The organism is Methylobacterium sp. J-068 (assembly GCF_022829445.1).
Taxonomy (GTDB): Bacteria; Pseudomonadota; Alphaproteobacteria; order Rhizobiales; family Beijerinckiaceae; genus Methylobacterium.
Genome location: NZ_JAKSXY010000122.1, coordinates 236,236 through 251,700, shown reverse-complemented (window position 1 = coordinate 251,700; position 15,465 = coordinate 236,236). Strand labels below are relative to the sequence as shown.

Annotated in this window: 16 protein-coding genes; 8 read left to right on the top strand and 8 right to left on the bottom strand. The window is 70.6% G+C overall.

Annotated features, from left to right (window positions below):
• Positions 1-60: 60 nt before the first annotated feature.
• Positions 61-957, bottom strand: coding sequence for a helix-turn-helix domain-containing protein (locus tag MKK54_RS21475; RefSeq protein ID WP_244014036.1), 897 nt, complete (start codon positions 955-957; stop codon positions 61-63).
• Positions 958-1,618: 661 nt separating this feature from the next.
• Between MKK54_RS21475 and MKK54_RS21470 the strand changes: the two genes are divergently transcribed.
• The 3 genes from MKK54_RS21470 to MKK54_RS21460 all read left to right on the top strand — a co-directional run bounded on the left by MKK54_RS21470 (position 1,619) and on the right by MKK54_RS21460 (position 2,717).
• Positions 1,619-1,828: a cold-shock protein gene (locus MKK54_RS21470; protein ID WP_238275572.1), complete on the top strand. Its 210-nt coding sequence runs from the start codon at positions 1,619-1,621 to the stop codon at positions 1,826-1,828.
• Positions 1,829-1,968: 140 nt separating this feature from the next.
• Positions 1,969-2,331 carry a DUF6481 family protein gene (locus tag MKK54_RS21465; RefSeq protein WP_313898407.1) on the top strand — a complete coding sequence of 121 codons (363 nt, stop codon included), beginning with the start codon at positions 1,969-1,971 and terminating at the stop codon, positions 2,329-2,331.
• Positions 2,332-2,522: 191 nt separating this feature from the next.
• A complete protein-coding gene (locus tag MKK54_RS21460; protein ID WP_244014034.1) occupies positions 2,523-2,717 on the top strand; it encodes a hypothetical protein in 195 nt (64 codons plus the stop codon).
• Between the two features lie 43 nt (positions 2,718-2,760).
• Here MKK54_RS21460 and MKK54_RS21455 read toward each other — a convergent pair whose 3' ends face one another.
• Complete coding sequence (locus MKK54_RS21455) at positions 2,761-3,699, bottom strand: L,D-transpeptidase (RefSeq protein WP_244014032.1); 939 nt, start codon at positions 3,697-3,699, stop codon at positions 2,761-2,763.
• A gap of 352 nt (positions 3,700-4,051) precedes the next feature.
• On the opposite strand from MKK54_RS21455, the gene MKK54_RS21450 reads away from it, so the two are divergent.
• The 3 genes from MKK54_RS21450 to MKK54_RS21440 all read left to right on the top strand — a co-directional run bounded on the left by MKK54_RS21450 (position 4,052) and on the right by MKK54_RS21440 (position 8,765).
• Positions 4,052-4,300, top strand: coding sequence for a hypothetical protein (locus MKK54_RS21450; RefSeq protein WP_244014030.1), 249 nt, complete (start codon positions 4,052-4,054; stop codon positions 4,298-4,300).
• A 201-nt stretch (positions 4,301-4,501) separates the two neighbouring features.
• A complete protein-coding gene (locus tag MKK54_RS21445; RefSeq protein WP_244014028.1) occupies positions 4,502-7,252 on the top strand; it encodes a PAS domain S-box protein in 2,751 nt (916 codons plus the stop codon).
• Between the two features lie 256 nt (positions 7,253-7,508).
• Positions 7,509-8,765, top strand: a complete 1,257-nt coding sequence (locus tag MKK54_RS21440; protein ID WP_244014026.1) for a nitrate/nitrite transporter — start codon at positions 7,509-7,511, stop codon at positions 8,763-8,765.
• A 78-nt stretch (positions 8,766-8,843) separates the two neighbouring features.
• Here the strand turns inward: MKK54_RS21440 and MKK54_RS21435 are convergent, their stop codons facing one another.
• The gene (locus MKK54_RS21435) at positions 8,844-9,608 is read right to left on the bottom strand and encodes a ComF family protein (RefSeq protein ID WP_244014024.1); all 765 of its coding nucleotides are present in this window, start codon (positions 9,606-9,608) and stop codon (positions 8,844-8,846) included.
• A gap of 59 nt (positions 9,609-9,667) precedes the next feature.
• The gene (locus MKK54_RS21430; RefSeq protein WP_244014022.1) at positions 9,668-9,889 is read right to left on the bottom strand and encodes a hypothetical protein; all 222 of its coding nucleotides are present in this window, start codon (positions 9,887-9,889) and stop codon (positions 9,668-9,670) included.
• 117 nt (positions 9,890-10,006) lie between these two features.
• On the opposite strand from MKK54_RS21430, the gene MKK54_RS21425 reads away from it, so the two are divergent.
• Positions 10,007-10,885, top strand: coding sequence for a methyltransferase domain-containing protein (locus MKK54_RS21425; RefSeq protein WP_244014020.1), 879 nt, complete (start codon positions 10,007-10,009; stop codon positions 10,883-10,885).
• Positions 10,882-11,241, top strand: a complete 360-nt coding sequence (locus tag MKK54_RS21420; RefSeq protein ID WP_244014018.1) for a DUF427 domain-containing protein — start codon at positions 10,882-10,884, stop codon at positions 11,239-11,241. Before MKK54_RS21425 ends, MKK54_RS21420 begins: the two co-directional genes overlap by 4 nt.
• 26 nt (positions 11,242-11,267) lie before the next feature.
• Here MKK54_RS21420 and MKK54_RS21415 read toward each other — a convergent pair whose 3' ends face one another.
• The 4 genes from MKK54_RS21415 to argJ form a co-directional block, all read right to left on the bottom strand.
• Positions 11,268-12,794, bottom strand: coding sequence for a DUF6880 family protein (locus MKK54_RS21415; RefSeq protein WP_244014016.1), 1,527 nt, complete (start codon positions 12,792-12,794; stop codon positions 11,268-11,270).
• Positions 12,795-12,933: 139 nt separating this feature from the next.
• Entirely contained in the window at positions 12,934-13,353 is a 420-nt protein-coding gene (gene mutT, locus MKK54_RS21410; RefSeq protein WP_244014013.1) for an 8-oxo-dGTP diphosphatase MutT, read from the bottom strand.
• Positions 13,350-14,087 (bottom strand): SIMPL domain-containing protein, encoded by a 738-nt coding sequence (locus MKK54_RS21405; RefSeq protein WP_409564221.1) that lies wholly within the window; start codon positions 14,085-14,087, stop codon positions 13,350-13,352. The genes mutT and MKK54_RS21405 overlap by 4 nt, the downstream gene beginning before the upstream one ends.
• On the bottom strand, positions 14,084-15,334 hold the full coding sequence (gene argJ, locus MKK54_RS21400) for a bifunctional glutamate N-acetyltransferase/amino-acid acetyltransferase ArgJ (RefSeq protein WP_244014011.1): 1,251 nt from the start codon (positions 15,332-15,334) through the stop codon (positions 14,084-14,086). The genes MKK54_RS21405 and argJ overlap by 4 nt, the downstream gene beginning before the upstream one ends.
• Between the last annotated feature and the right edge of the window lie 131 nt (positions 15,335-15,465).

Here is a 15,465-nt window from a genome sequence, read left to right as displayed (position 1 = left end):
CGCGCGGGCTCTCCGGCCGGGTCCTGGCACCGGACCGGCATCCGTGTCGGCGGGAGCGCCCTATCCCGACTCCGCGTGGCGTCGGACGCCGCCAGGATCGGCCCCTGCGCTGAACTGCGATGGCGTCACCCCGAAATGCTGCCGGAACAGGCGGCTGAGCTGGCCCGCGCTGCGGAACCCGAACGTTTCGGCCAGCACCGCGATGGGTTCCGCCTGGGCCGGGGCGCCGAGGGCGGCCTTCACCGCCTCCAGCCGCGCGGAGCGGATGTAGCGATCCACCCCGCCCACCCCCTGGAAGACCGCGAAGAGGCGCGTCCGCGAGGCGCCGATGTTGCGGGCGATCTCGGCGGCGCCGAGGTCCGGATCGCTCAGCGAGGACTCGATGTAGAGGCGAGCCTTCTGGAAGAGCCGCGCCGGATCGGAGCGCGACGTTCCGTGGCCGGTGGCCTGGGTGATGGCCTGGGCCAGCAGCGTCGCCGTCGTGGCGAGGGTCGCGGCGTCGAGCGCGCTGCGTTGGGGCAGACGCGCGCGCAGGCGCAGGAGGTGCCCCGTATACGTTTCGGCGATCTCGGGCGGGACGACGAAGCCGTGGAGCCGGTCGAGGGCGCCGAACCAGCGCTTCGCGAAGGCGCGGGGCAGGCCGACGAAATTGCGCTTCTGGCTCGGGATCTCGACCGTGTCCCGGATGATCGCCGGCCGGGAGAAATCGATGATGTAGAGCGAGCCCGCCTCCGCCCGCACCTCGATCCCGTCGAAATCACCCACGATGGCGCCGGTCTCCACGTGCTGCACGACGATGGCGTCGATGCCGTCGTAGCCGATCTTCTGTGCCGGTCGATGGAAGACGAACGGCACGCCTTCCATGAAGTGGAAGCGCATGTGCTCGGACCAGAAACTCGTGATCTCGACGTGGAAGGGCGCCGCGAGGGGCGTCACCAGGGCGGAACTCGCGAACATGAGCTGGTAGACGCTCGCCGCCTCCTCCAAAGGATAATCACGGCTGGAAAACTGTGCGCGCCTCAGGGGGAACGCGTCGTCCCGATGATCCGACGAGGGTGCGCGCAAGGGTTAGGATCCAAGTCTTTCCGGCATGCCGCCGGACCCGTTAAGGCCTTATGCGCCCTGCCGGTTCCTCGGCTCGTAGGGATTTGCGGGCATTCGGATTGTCCAAGGCGGATCGTCGTTGATCTGCTCAGAGACCGCCCTCCCGCGATAGAGGCCGATGCGACAGTGCCGATCGCCCTGTCGGACCGTTCTTTCACAGGTTGCCGACCACGCTCGCTCCTGGCCGGGGATGCCTGCCGTCGGAGCCGATCGCGATCCCGGACCCTGTCCCTCGGGATCGGATGCGGGCTTCGGGTGCGCCGGCGGATGTACGAAGCCCGCGAGGGCTGTGTGTCGAACCCGGGCGGTCGCGCGCTCAATTGACAATCAGTTTGCTAAATTGCCCGGAAAAGCGTAGAGAGCATAAATCAACCCAGTCGCAGATCGTTCTCGGCCTGATTTCACAACGGAATCAGGGGCGAGAATATTTTGCTCCGGGGCTGATAACGGAGACGACCGCGCATGATCGCGTGGACCTCCGGTTGATTTAAGCCCGCAAGGGCGAAGGAATATGATGGCTGTCGGTACTGTTAAGTGGTTCAACGAAACGAAGGGTTTCGGTTTCATCCAGCCGGATAACGGCGGCAACGACGTGTTCGTGCACATCTCGGCCGTCGAGCGCGCCGGCCTTCGTGGCCTCGCGGAAGGCCAGAAGGTCTCCTACGAGATGGAAACCGACAAGCGCAGCGGCAAGCAGTCCGCCGGCAGCCTCCAGACCGTCTGATCGCGGCGGATTCCCTCGCGGAATCCACTTCGCCTTGAGAGCCGCTTCCCGGAAGGGAAGCGGCTTGCTTGTGTTCTCGGCCTTTTCTTTATCCAGGGGAGTGCGCCCGCAACGCGGCCTCCCGCATGACAGGATTCTGTGTGAGCCAATTCAACCCGAACTCGATGACCGACCGCCTCAAGGCCGCCACGGAAGCCCGCGCCGCAGCGTTGGCGCGGTTCCGTGATCGTCCGCCGGCGGACGATCCGGTCGTGGTCGCCCGCAAGGCGGAGCGTGCCCAGATCGCGCGGGAGCGAGAGATCCGCGTTGCGGCCCGTGAGCAGGCGCGTCTCGAGGCGGAAGCCCAGCGGGCGGCCGAGGCCGAGGCCGAGCGTGAGCGGCTCGCCGCCGCTGAAGCCCTGGCCGCCGAGGAGAAGATCGCCCAGGCCGCTGCGGCGCGCCTCGAGCAGAAGGCCCAGCGCGACGCGCGCTATGCCGCGCGCAAGGCCAAGGCCCGCCGCTAAGACGCCGCGCCGTCAAGGCCGCCGGCACCCTGAGCCTTCCTGGCTCGGGATACGGGACGGGTTTCGCAAGGGCCCGTCCGGTCCGTCTCCACTCGATGATGTGGAGCGGGCCCATCTCCCAGGTTGGCCGAACCCGGCCGGTCTTCGCGGCATGCCCTGCGTGCCGACCCTCGTTCGAGGAGACACGAACCATGTCCCATAAGTTCAAGCTCGGCCAGCGCGTGCGGCGCGCCCAGATCGGCTACGCGGCCAGCAAGGCCGACGCCACCGATGTCTTCGAAATCGTCCGGCTGGTGCCCGAGGATCAGACCGGCGAGCCGTTCTACCGCATCAAGTCCGGCTCGACCGAACGCGCCGTGCGCGAGGGTGAGATCACCGAGGTCTGACCCGGCCCCGTCCCGCGCGCGGGACCGGGGCCGAACGACGTCGTCAGGTCAGCACCACCACGCGGCTGCCGATCTCGACGCGACCGTAGAGATCGATCACGTCCTGGTTGATCATCCGGATACAGCCCGACGACACGCTCTTGCCGATCGAGTCCGGCTCCAGGGTGCCGTGGATGCGGTAGAGCGTGTCCTTGTTGCCCTGCCAAAGGTAGTGGGCGCGGGCACCCAGCGGATTGCGCGAGCCGCCGGGCACGCCGAGCCCGCTCTGGAGCTGCGAGACCGACTTCGCCAGCTTCGGCGTGCGGGCGATCATCTCCTTCGGCGGGTACCAGTCCGGCCACATCTGCTTCGAATTCACCGTCGAGGCCCCGGACCAGGAGAAGCCCTGCTTGCCGACGCCGACGCCGTAGCGCCGCGCCCGGCCGTTCGGCTGGACCAGGATGAGGTGGTGGGCGCGCGGATCGACCACGATCGTGCCCGGAGGCTCCGACCCCGTATAGGCGATCTCCTGGCGCAGGAAGGACGGGTTCGCCTTGCGCCAGTTGAAGGCGTAGACCGGAAACGGCTCGTCGGTGATCGCCGCGTAGGCGCGGTTGAAGTCGATCGGTCCGTTGTCCACGGGCTTGGCCGGCGCCGCCTGCTGGGGGGAGGCCGGCGGAACCTGGCGGGGCGCGTAGAGGTCCGCATCCGGATCGTCCGGCACCGCCGCCCGACCGCGCTGCGCGCTCACCGGATCGGCGTTGCGCTCGATCGAGCGACCGGAATCGCGCTCGGAATAGGGCACGTACTGACCGCCGCGACGCCGGTAGAGCCGGCCCATCTCATCGCGATAGAGCCGCTCGTCATCGTAGGGCAGATCGCCGTCGATCCCGTCGTCGAAGAGGCCGCGGCGGCTCTGGGCGAGGGCGGACCCGATGGGTGTGAGGAGCGCGAGGCTCGTCGTTGCCCCTGTGAGAAGCCTGCGGCGGGTCGTCTGGGACATGGATCAGGTCGCTCGAGAAGTCGTCGTGAACGTGGATGACGTGTGATGGGGCCTAGCAAGACAATCCCGGCGCGTCACGTCACGTTGATGACTGAGCAGCATTGCATGGGTACCAAAGGTCCCGTGCGATGCATCGTGGGCACAACGCGGCGGGAGTCTTGGAGACCGATCTCGGTGGGCGATCGTTCGGACAGGCCGCCCGCGCCGGATTGCTCCGATTTTTACCGTGTCGTGAAAACAGGCGGGATGGTGTGCCGGCGCGGTCGCGGGATGGTTGTAAAGAGCTTGAGCGTACCGACATAGGAGGGGGCCCGCGAGGGTTCCCCACACTCCAATCCATGGAACGCGACCCGTGCCGGTCCATCCGCGTCCTCGCTTCCGCACGCTCTTTCCGGCGCTCGCGGCACTGCTTCCGCTCGTCCTCGCGCCGGCGGAGGCGCTGGCGGGCCGCTCGCCGACGGAACGCCCATCCGAGGCGAGGGGGCCCGGAACGACCTGGACCTCCAGCGAACCGGAGAATGCCGCCTGCCAGCGCAGCCGGCGCAAGCTCTGGCAGCCCGGCGAGGGCTGGGTGGTGCGCAGCGTCACGGTGTGTCGCTGAACCTGCCACTTTCCGGATGCTTGGGCTTTCTTCCCGGATGCTCGGGCTTTCTTCGGTAAAATCTGCTTCGTGCGGCGGATGCACGTAGGAAAACCGTTCGCGTCCGCGTACAGGTGGCTGGCCACGCGGCCGATGGGGGGATCGGCCGGACGTCTGCCTTCCCGGTCGGTCAAGCCGGAGCGACCGCGGCCGGAGGGGCGATTGAGTACGACCGGCGATGACTTCGACTCGCGGCGCGAGGCCCTGTCCCGATACGATATTCTCGATACCGCCCCCGAGGCCGCGTTCGAGGACATCGTCAAGCTTGCCTCGATGCTCCTCGAGATGCCGGTCTCGCTGATCTCGCTGGTGGATACCGGCCGGCAATGGTTCAAGGCCCGTATCGGCTTCGAACGCTCCGAGACCACCTTGCGCGAATCGATCTGCGCGCATGCGGTGCAGCAGGACGATCTCTTCGTGATCCCGGACACGACCCGGGACCCGCGCACCGCCGACAATGCCCTCGTCGTCGGGGCGCCGCACGTGCGCTTCTATGCCGGCGTGCCGCTGCGAACGCCCGAGGGCACGGCGCTGGGCACGCTCTGCGTGCTCGACACCCGGCCGCGTGACCTCACCGAGGCCCAGGCCTTCATCCTGCGGACGCTGGCGCGGCAGGTCATGACCGAACTCGACCTGCGCCGGACGATCAAGGAGCGCCGGGAGGCCGATCGGCGCAACGCGGCGATCATCGAGAGCGCCGTCGATTACGGCATCGTGGCCATGGACCTCGCCGGCGTGGTCACGAGCTGGAACGTCGGCGCCGAGCGCATCCTGGGCTGGAACGAGGCCGAGATGCTCGGCCAACCCGCCGACCGCTTCTTCACCGAGGGTGATCGGGAGCGCGACACCCTGGCGCGCGAGATGCGCATCGCCCGCGAGATGGGCCGGGCCAGCGACGAGCGCTGGCACCAGCGCAAGGACGGCACCCGCTTCTGGGCCATGGGCGAGACGATGCCGCTGATGGGCGAGGGCGAGGCCCATATCGGCTATCTCAAGATCCTGCGCGACCGCACGGCCCAGCGTCAGGCCGACGAGGCGTTGCGCAAGCAGACGGCCCTGCTCCAGACCGTCACCGACCATCTCAGCGAGGCCGTGTTCCGGCTGACGCGCGACGACGTCGTCACCTTCGCCAACCCGGCCGCCGAGGCCATGCTCGGCTGGCCGCCCGGCGCCTTGATCGGGCGCAACCTGCACGAGACCGCCCACCATCATCATGCCGACGGCCGTCCGTTTCCGAGTTGCGACTGCGAGGTGGTTCGGGCCCTGCAATCCGGCGAGCCCTTGCGCGAGCGGGCCACGACGTTCTTCCGCCGGGACGGCACGCCCATCGACGTGATCACCACCAACGCGCCGATCGTCGAGGACGGAATCGTCCAGGGCGCGGTGCTGACGCTCACCGACGTGACCGAGCGCCGGGCGGCGACCGCGCGCCTGCGCCGGAGCGAGGAACGTCTCGCTCTGGCCCTCAACGCCTCGGGCATGATCGGCACCTGGGACTGGGACCTGCGCGAGGACGTCGTCTATGCCGACGCCGCCTTGGCGCGGATCTATACCGTCGACCCGGACCGGGCGGCCCAGGGCGCCCCCCTGGCCGACTATACGCGCAACTTCCACCCCGACGACGTGGCGCTGTTCCAGGCGGAACTAGACCGTCTCTTCGCGGGCGCCGAGGAGTTCGCCTGCGAGTACCGCATCCTCCAGCCGGACGGGTCGCATCGCTGGGTCATCGCGCGCGGACGCCTCGTGCGGGCGCCAGACGGCACGCCGCTGCGCTTTCCCGGCGCCTCGGTGGACATCACCGAGCGCAAGCGCGCCGAGGAGCGGCAGGCCGCTCTGGTGGAGCTCGGAGAGCGCCTGCGCGCGCTGCACGATCCGCACGAGATGGCGTTCACCGCGGCCGAGATCGCGGGCCGGACCCTCGGGCTGACCCGCGCGGCCTACGGGACCCTCGACCCGACGGGCCACTATCTCGACATCGCCCGCGACTGGACGCTGCCCGGCGTGGGGAGCCTCGTCGGCCGGCACCGCTACGCCGATTACGGCTCCTACCTGCCCGAACTGCGGGAGGGCCGCGTGGTCGTCATCGACGACGTGGAGCAGGACCCGCGCACCGCCGGCCGGTCGTCGGGCTTCCGCGCCCTCGACGTGCGGACCGTGATCAACCTCCCCCTGATGGAGCGCGGCCAATTGGTGGCGGTGTTCTGCCTCCACGATGCGAAGCGGCGCAACTGGACGCCGGACATCGTCGACTTCGTCCGCAACGTCGTCGACCGGACCCGCGCCGCCGTGGCCCGCCTGCGCGCGGAGGAGCAGCAGGAACTGCTGAACCGCGAACTCAGCCACCGCATGAAGAACCTGCTGGCGATGGTGCAGTCGATCGCGACGCAGACCATGCGCTCGGCCGTGGACGTGGACACCGCCAAGGAGGTTCTGGCCGGCCGCCTCATCGCGTTGGGGCAGGCGCACGACCTCCTGATGGGCGGGGCGCTGGGCAGCACGCTGATCGGGCCCGTGGTGCGCGGCGCCCTGAAACTGCACGAGGACCGGTCGGGCCGCTTCCGCCTCGACGGCCCCGACCTCGAGATCGGCGCGAAGCCCGCCCTGTCCCTGGCGCTGATGCTGCACGAACTCGCCACCAACGCGGCGAAGTACGGTGCCCTGTCCCAGGATCACGGCCATGTCGCGATCCGGTGGGAGGTCCGCCCTGAGGCGGGGGAGCCGCACCTCGCGTTCTCCTGGGCCGAGATCGGCGGTCCGCCGGTGACGAAGCCGGCGCACAAGGGCTTTGGCTCCCGCTTCATCGAGCGGGGCCTCGCGGGCCAGGTCGGGGGCACCATCGCGCTGGCCTTTCCGCCGGACGGTGTCACCTGCGCCATCGCCGCGCCCCTGGCGGCCTTTCAGGCCGACGGCTGAGCCCGTCTCGCCGGCCGAGATCATTTCCTAGGCAATGCCGCCTCGGGCGCCATCCCGGCGCTTCGTGCGTGGGCATCGCCCGCCGGGGACGCTGCGACGGTCCGAGGGCGTCACCCTTGGCACGTTCGGTGCTTGAGGGGGTCCGTCGCCGTGAGGCGGCGCGCGGAGCAAAGGCGCTCCGCTAAGCGGACGGCGTGAGTCCGGATCCCTTGGCACGAACGGCCGCCGCGCGGCCGCGAACCTCGAGACGCACTCCATGGCCAGCTTCAAGACCGTGATGAAATCCGGTCACCCCCCGACCTTGTTCGCCGCGTTCCTCTACTTCGATTTCTGCTTCGCGATCTGGGTGCTCAACGGCGCCATGGGCCCGTTCATCACCGAGACCTACAAGCTGACCCCGGCGCAGACCGGATTCATGATCTCGCTGCCGATCCTGGCCGGCGCGATCATGCGCTTTCCCCTCGGAATCCTCGCCCAGTACATCGGGCGCAAGAACGCCGCCATCACCGAGATGAGCGTCATCATGCTCGCGATGGCCTTCGGCTTCTTCTTCGTGAACACCTATGACGAGGTGCTCGCCATGGGGGTGCTGCTCGGCATCGCCGGCGCCTCCTTCGGCGTCGCCCTCTCGCTCGGCTCGGGCTGGTTCCCGAAGGAGCACAAGGGCCTGGCGATGGGCATCGCCGGCGCCGGCAATTCCGGCACGGTCCTCGCCGTGCTGTTCGCGCCCCCGCTGGCCCAGGCCTATGGCTGGCAGGCCGTCTACGGCTTCGCCGGCTGCGTCATGGCGATCCCCCTCATCGTGATGATCGTCTTCGCGAAGGAGCCGCCGGACGCGGAGCACCAGTCCTTCAAGGAGCATGTCTCCTGCCTGTTCCAGAAGGACGGCTGGGCCTTCAACCTGATCTACATCATCACCTTCGGCGGCTTCATCGGCCTCTCGAACTTCCTGCCGACCTTCTTCTACGAACAGTTCGCCGTGACCAAGGTGGAGGCCGGGCGCCTCACCATGCTGGCGGCCCTGATGGGTTCGGGCATCCGCGTCCTCGGGGGCTACTTCGCCGACCGCCTGGGCGGAATCCTGGTTCTGTCCGTGGTTCTCATCGCCGCGGTCGGCTCCTTCCTCCTCCTCACCGCGACTCCGTCGCTCGTCCTCACCACGGCCCTGTTCATGCTCTGCTTCGCGGCGCTTGGCGCCGGCAACGGCGCCCTGTTCCAGCTCGTGCCCCTGCGCTGGCCGGCCAACACGGCGGTGGCCGGCTCGATGATCGGCGAGGTCGGGGCTCTCGGCGGCGCGATCCTGCCGAACGTCATGGGCCTGTCGAAGCAATATACTGGCTCGTTCGCCTACGGCTTCGTCGGCTACGCGGTCTTCGCGGCGGTGGTGCTGGTCTGCCTGCTGGTCTGGCAGCGCAAGTGGGTCGGAACCTGGGTCGGACCGCGCGGCAAGGTGCTGTCCCCGGCGACACCGGCTGAGAGCAGGGCCGGAGGCCTCGACCCCGTCACGGCCTGAGGGCGGCGGGACGTTCGATCTCGCAGCGGGGGCCTCGTCGGCCCCCGTTCGCGTTCCGCTCGGATATCGGCCGCGGCGTCAGCCGACCTCGCCCGACACGAGGGCGAAGGTGAGGACGTCGACCGAGGCCGCGCCGCCGCGCAGGAGAACCCGGGAGGCCGCATTGGCGGTGGCGCCCGTGGTCATCACGTCGTCGATGACCAGGATGCGGCGCCCCTGGAGGCGCGCGCGGGCCGAATCCGGCACCCGGAACGCGCCCTGGAGGTTCGTCCCCCGCGCGACGCGGCTCAGGCCGACCTGTGAGCGCGTCGCCTTCACGCGGACCAGGAGGCCGGGATCGCTGGGGAGTCCGGCGATCCGGCCGATGCGTCGGGAGAGCAGGGCCGCCTGATTGAAGCGCCGACGCCAGAGCCGGAGGCGATGGAGCGGCACCGGCACGAGGCAATCCGCCTCCGCCAGGAGTTCCGAACCGGCGCCCGCCATCATGCGCGCCAGCACGGGACCGAGGTCGAGCCGGTCCTCGTATTTCAGGCGATGAACGAGATCGCGCGCCCGCCCTTCGTAGAGCGCGACGGCCCGGGCACGCTGGAAGACCGGCGGATCGGCGATCGCACGGGGGGAGAGCAGGGCTCCGGTTCCGTGATCGACGGCGAAGGGAGTTCCCAGCCTCTGGCAATAGGGCTGCTCGATCAGGCGCAGGCCCGACCAGCAGGCGGAGCAGAGGGCGTGGGAATCGGCGGTCGCCCCGCCGCAGCCCGAGCAGGTCGGGGGATAGACCAGACCGAGGGCCCCGCGCCAGAGAAGACGGAGGCCCTTGAGGGGAAGGCGAGCGGTGGGCACCATACGGTCACCCTACCGCTCCTGGTTGTGCGAGGCGATGCGGACGACGTCCGCGCCCGGCGCTAGCGCGCGGGCTGCGCCTGGTTCTGCTGGGCGTCGCGCTTGTTGGCCTTGTGGCGGCCGATGGCGCAGCCCGCCGCCGCCCCGAGGACGCCGTGCCCGGCCACGTGCCCGGCGAGTCCGCCGACGGCCGCGCCCTTGAGGCAGCCCTTGGCTTCGGCGCCCGTCGCCGCGAGGGAGAGGCCCGCCAGGGTGAGGGCCGCGCCGAACAGAATGGACTTCATGGCATTGATCTCCCGGTTGGCCGTATGGCCGTCGATTGGCTGGCCCTCAACACGCGACGGAGCCTTCGCGTTCCGGGTGCTGGCGCCGCACGCCGTCCCGCGCCATCTAATCCCTCGATGACGCCTCCACCGCTGTTCGATACGGGCCTCGCCCGCCGCCGCCTCGCCCGCGCCCACCGCGCCGGCTACGCCGATTTCCTGCTTCGCCGCGTGGTGGACGATCTCGACGATCGCCTCGGCGCGGTGCTCAGGACGTTCCCCCACGCGCTCGATCTCGCCACGCCGTCGCCCCTCGCGGCCGAGGCCCTGCGGGCGAGCGGCCGGGCGGAACGGGTCCTTCGCTTGGGCCCCCTGCCGGAGCCGGGCGCCGTGGTGGCCGATCCCGAGGCGTTGCCGCTGGGCCCGCAACGCTTCGATCTCGCGGTCTCGCTGCTGGCACTGCAGCACGTCAACGATCTGCCCGGCACCCTGGCGCAGCTGCGACGCGCCCTGCGGCCGGACGGTCTCTTCATCGGGTGTCTCCTCGGCGGGCGCACCCTGACGGAGTTGCGTCAGGTTCTGGGCGAGGCCGAGAGCGAGGTCGAGGGCGGGATCAGCCCGCGCGTCGCGCCCTTCGCCGAGGTGCGCGAGATGGGAAGCCTCCTGCAGCGCGCGGGCTTCGCGCTGCCGGTGACCGATGTCGAGACGCTCACGGTGCGCTATCCCGACCCCTTCGCGCTGATGCGCGACCTGCGCGGCATGGGGTTGACCAACGTCCTCGTGGAGCGCCGGCGCACCCCCTTGCGCCGGGCCACCCTGATGCGGGCCGCCGCCCTCTATGCCGAGCGCTTCGCCGACGCGGACGGGCGCCTGCGCGCCACCTTCGAGATCCTGTGGCTCTCGGGTTGGGCTCCGCACGCGAGCCAGCAGAAGCCGCTCAAGCCCGGCAGTGCCCGGGCGAGCCTCGCCGAGGCCCTCGGCACCCACGAGCGGAACCCCGAAGGATCGACCCCGTGAGAGAACCCGGACCCGACCATCCCATTCATATCGCGCCGCATCCGGGCCGCGTCCGCGTCCGGCTCGCGGGGCTGCTCCTGGCGGAGAGCGACGCGGCCCTCGTCCTGCGCGAGGCGACTTATCCGCCCGTGATCTACATTCCCCGCGCCGATGCCCTCTGGGCGCATTTCGTCCCGAGCGCCCGGCGCAGCCATTGCCCGTACAAGGGCGACGCGGCCTATTTCACGCTGACGACGCCGCACGTCACCCGCCCCGATGCCGTCTGGAGCTACGAGGCGCCTTATCCGGCGGTGGCGGCCATCGCCGGGCATCTCGCCTTCTACACGGACAAGGTCGATCCGATCGAGGTGACCTGAGCCCGCGCGGACCATCCCGGGTGCGGTCAGTCCCGCACCTGTGACCAGAAGGCGGACTTGCGGCCGTGCCGCGTGCGCAGGCCCTGGCGGTACTGCTCCGGGTCGGGGCTGAGGCTGTCCGGCTCGATCCGGCCCGCGAGGTGATCGAGGCTGGACAGGTATCGTGCGGCATGGCCGTAGGCGGCCGAGCGGCCGCGATCGAGGATGTCGTCGATCAGGATGCGGTAGAGTTCGGTCGCGGCGAGCGGTTGGCCCTGCTCCAGGGATTCGGCGGCGGGCACCAGAACCTCGTAGCGCCCGCCATCCCAGGCGCTGCGATGCCGAGCCACGAGGCGCGCCGCCCGGGCGGGCTCCGGCCAGTGCGTGAAGAAGGCCAGGGCGCGATAGCGGTCCGGATGGGCTTCGGCGACGGCGAAGGCCTGCTCCAGCGCCGCGTCGTCCTCGAAATCGGGCAGCTTGGCGAGGTGGGTGCGCAGCATCTCCCGGTCGAGATTCTGCTCGAAATCCCGCCAGCGCAGTGCTTGCGCGGCCTCGCTCTCACCCAGCGCGTCGAGGATGCGGATCTCGAGGGCGGTGTGGGCACGCTCCGAGGCGGAGGGGTCGAACCGCCCGGCGAGCAACTGCTCCCTCGTGACGACGAGGATACCGCGCTTCTGCGGACGGCGAATCCAGTCGAGCGCCTCCCGCGCCCGGCCGGCCGCGAGCAGGCGTTCCGCGATCAGGACGCAGTTGGGCGGCTCGGGCGCGCGTCCGGTCTCCAGCGCGATGAAGGCATCGACATCGCCGGTGCGGTCGGCCAGCGCCTGGCGCATCCGCATGAGGCGGCCGCGCTCCGCCTCCTTCGACCAGTCCCGCTTGTTCGTGGTGCCGGCGCCGGCCGGCGGCGTCGCTTCCGCCAGGGCTCCGTCGAGGGGCGCGAGGGCGGCCTCGGGAAGCCTCGGGATGAGGTCGTGCATCAGGCCTTCCACCAGCCCGTACCCGTCCCTTTCGAGCCGGGACACGAGGCGCAGGGACATCTCCGTCGCGTCCGGGGCGGTCAGGCCCGCGATGAGCGCGGCGGCGGCATCGGCTGCGCGCTCGTACACGCCGTGGATGCGGCCGCTGGAATCGTCGGCCCGTCCCAGCACGTCCCCGGCGCCGCCGAGGAAGCGGATCAGCCGGTCGAGGGCCGCCCTGGAATCGAGGGCCGCGAGCTCGTTCACCACCGTCGTCAGCATGGCGTCGAGGTCGAGGGCGAAGGCGCGCTGCTTCTGCCAGTCGATGTAGCCCCCGGCCCGTTCGAGGGCGGTCAGGCGCCGGTCGATCAGGGCGGCAACGGCCTCGGGCCCCTGGAGACCCGCCACCGCCGCCGTCACCAGCTTCTTGAAGGCGGGGTTGCGGGCCGTCTCGGCGAGCACGAGGCCGATCAGGCGCTCGAGACCCAGTTCGGTAAGGGTCTCGGGGCTCGGCGCGGTTTTTCGCGACGCTCGCTTGGGTTTGGCGGATGCTTTCGCCGCCTTCGTACCCGGCACCTTGGCGGTGGCCCCCGAGGTCGCCGCTGCCTTGCGCGCCATGCTCCGTTCTCCCCCGACACGGCCCGCCGGCCGGCCTGACTCCAACGATGCACGAGAACCCCGAACGGGTCACGCCAAGTCGATTGCGCCAAGTCGATCAGGCCAAGTCGGTCAGGCCAAGTCGGTCACGCCCGTTGGATCACGGCCCGAGCAGATCCAGCAGGAACGGGATCAGCGGCGCGTCGGCGGGCGGCATGGGCTGATCCTTGAGGTCGCGCGGCCGCACCCATTTCAGGGCCTGGCCCTCCATGGAGCGGGGCAGGCCCTCCCAGCGCCGGCAGACGTAGAGCGGCATCAGCAGGTGAAAATCGGGATAGGCGTGGCTCGCGAAGGTGAGGGGCGCGAGGCAGGCCTCCCGCACGGTGATGCCGAGTTCCTCGGCGAGTTCGCGGATCAGGGTCTCCTCCGGCCGCTCGCCGGGATCGACCTTGCCGCCGGGGAACTCCCACAGGCCCGCCAGCTGCTTGCCCAGCGGGCGCTGGGCCAGCAGCACGCGCCCGTCCGCATCCACCAGCGCGACGGCGACCACGAGGAGGATGCGCAGCGGAGCCTCGCTCACGGGGCGATCGCGAAGGTCGCCGAAACGTCGGCGGCGGTCTCGATCGTGCCCGCGACCAGGGGAACCGGTACGCCGCCGTGCTTGGCCCGCATCGGCGCCGGCGCCGCGAAGGCGATGGGAGGCGGCGTGCTCGTGGCCGGAGACTGGATGGCCAGCACCCGGCCGAGGGTGACGCCCGCCGCCTCGGCCAGGCGCTCCGCCTGCGCCCGCGCATCCTTCATCGCCGCGCTCCGCATGGCGGCCTCCGCCGCCTCGGGATCGCGCAGGCCGAAGCCGACGCCGTCGATGCGGTTCGCGCCGCCGTCGAGCGCCCGGCGCATCAGATCGCCGAGGCGCGCCATCTCGGCGAGGCGCACCCGCACGGTGTTCGTGGCGCGGTAGCCATCGGGCTTCTCCGCGAAGGACCCGTCCGATTGCCGGACCGACCGGGTGACCGGCTGCAGCGTCACCGCCGAGGTGCCGAGGTCCGCCTCCGGCACCTTGAACTCGGCCGCCAGGGCGAGGACCGCCTTCACGGACGCGCTCGCGCTGTCGAGGGCGGCGGCCGGGGTGGCGCCCCGGGCCTCGACGCCGATCTCCACCGAGGCGAAATCCGGGGGCGTCTCCGAGCGCGCGCGCCCGACGACGCTGATCCGGCCCTCGCCCACGGCCGGCCGCTCGTCCGCGAAGGCCGCCGGAATCGGGGCGAGGAGGAGAAGGGCGAGCCCGAGGCTGATCGCCGGCCGGCGCCTCACGAGCGGTAATCCCCGTTGATCTCGATGTAGAGCTTGGTCAGGTCGCAGGTCCAGACCCGCGCGCACCCTTCGCCGAGGCCGAGATCGACGCGGACGGTGACGTCCGATTCGCGCATCACGGCGCTGGCCGCGTCCTCGCTGTAATCCGGGTCGCGGGCGCCCTCGCGGGCGACGCGCACGTCGCCGAACCAGATCGCGAGGCGGTCGCGGTCGGCCGGCTCGCCGGCCTTGCCCACCGCCATCACCACCCGGCCCCAATTGGCGTCCTCGCCGGCGATCGCGGTCTTCACCAGGGGCGAGTTGGCGATCGACATCGCGATGCGGTGGGCGGAGGCGTCGCTGGTCGCACCCGTGACCCGAACCGTGACGAACTTGCGCGCGCCCTCGCCGTCCTTGGCGACGAGTTGCGCCAGCTCGACCAGAAGGTCGTCGAGGGCGGTCCGGAACTCCGACAGCCGCGGGTCGTCGGCCGAGGCGATGGCCGCGTTGCCGGCCGCGGCCGTGGCGAACAGCATCAGCGTGTCGGATGTGGAGGTGTCGCCATCCACCGTCACGCAGTTGAAGCTCTTGCCCGTGCCGGCGCCGAGCAGCGCCTGGAGCACGTCCTGCGGCAGGGCGGCATCGGTGAAGACGAAGCTCAGCATCGTGGCCATGTCGGGAGCGATCATGCCGGCCCCCTTGGCGATGCCGTTGATCGTCACCGGTAGGCCGTCGATCGCCGTCCGCCGGGTGGCGAGCTTCGGGAAGGTGTCGGTGGTCATGATCGCCTGCGCGGCGGCGGCCCAGGCGGCCGCGCCGTCCTCGGTCCGGCCGGCGCAATCGGCCAGCACGCCCTGGAACTTGGTGGCGTCGAGGGGCTCGCCGATCACGCCCGTGGAGGCGATGAAGATCTCGTCCGGCCGGCAGGCGGCGGCCTCGGCGGCGATCTGCGCCGTCAGCGCCACGGCCTCGCGTCCGCGCAGGCCCGTGAAGGCGTTGGCGTTGCCGGAATTGACCACCAGGGCGCGGGCGCCCGCGCTGCCCAGCGCCTCGCGGCACCAATCCACCGGGGCGGACGGGCATTTCGAGCGGGTGAACACGCCGGCCGCCCGGGTGCCCTCGGCGAGGGCCACGTACAGCACGTCGGTGCGGCCGGAATAGCGGATGCCCGCCTGCGCCGTGGCGAGGCCGACGCCGCGAATCGGCGGCAGGTCCGGCGACGTCCGGGGTGCGAGCGGCGAGACGGGCGGGCTCTTGGCGGATGACATGGGGTTCACGGCTCCGGCTGTCCGCCGCTTGCGTCGGTCGCGCGGCGAGGGCGGTGTTGCCCCGCCCGCGCGGGCGCCGTCAACCGGGAAGCCCGTCATCGTCCTGTCGTATCGGGACGGCGTCGCCCTGC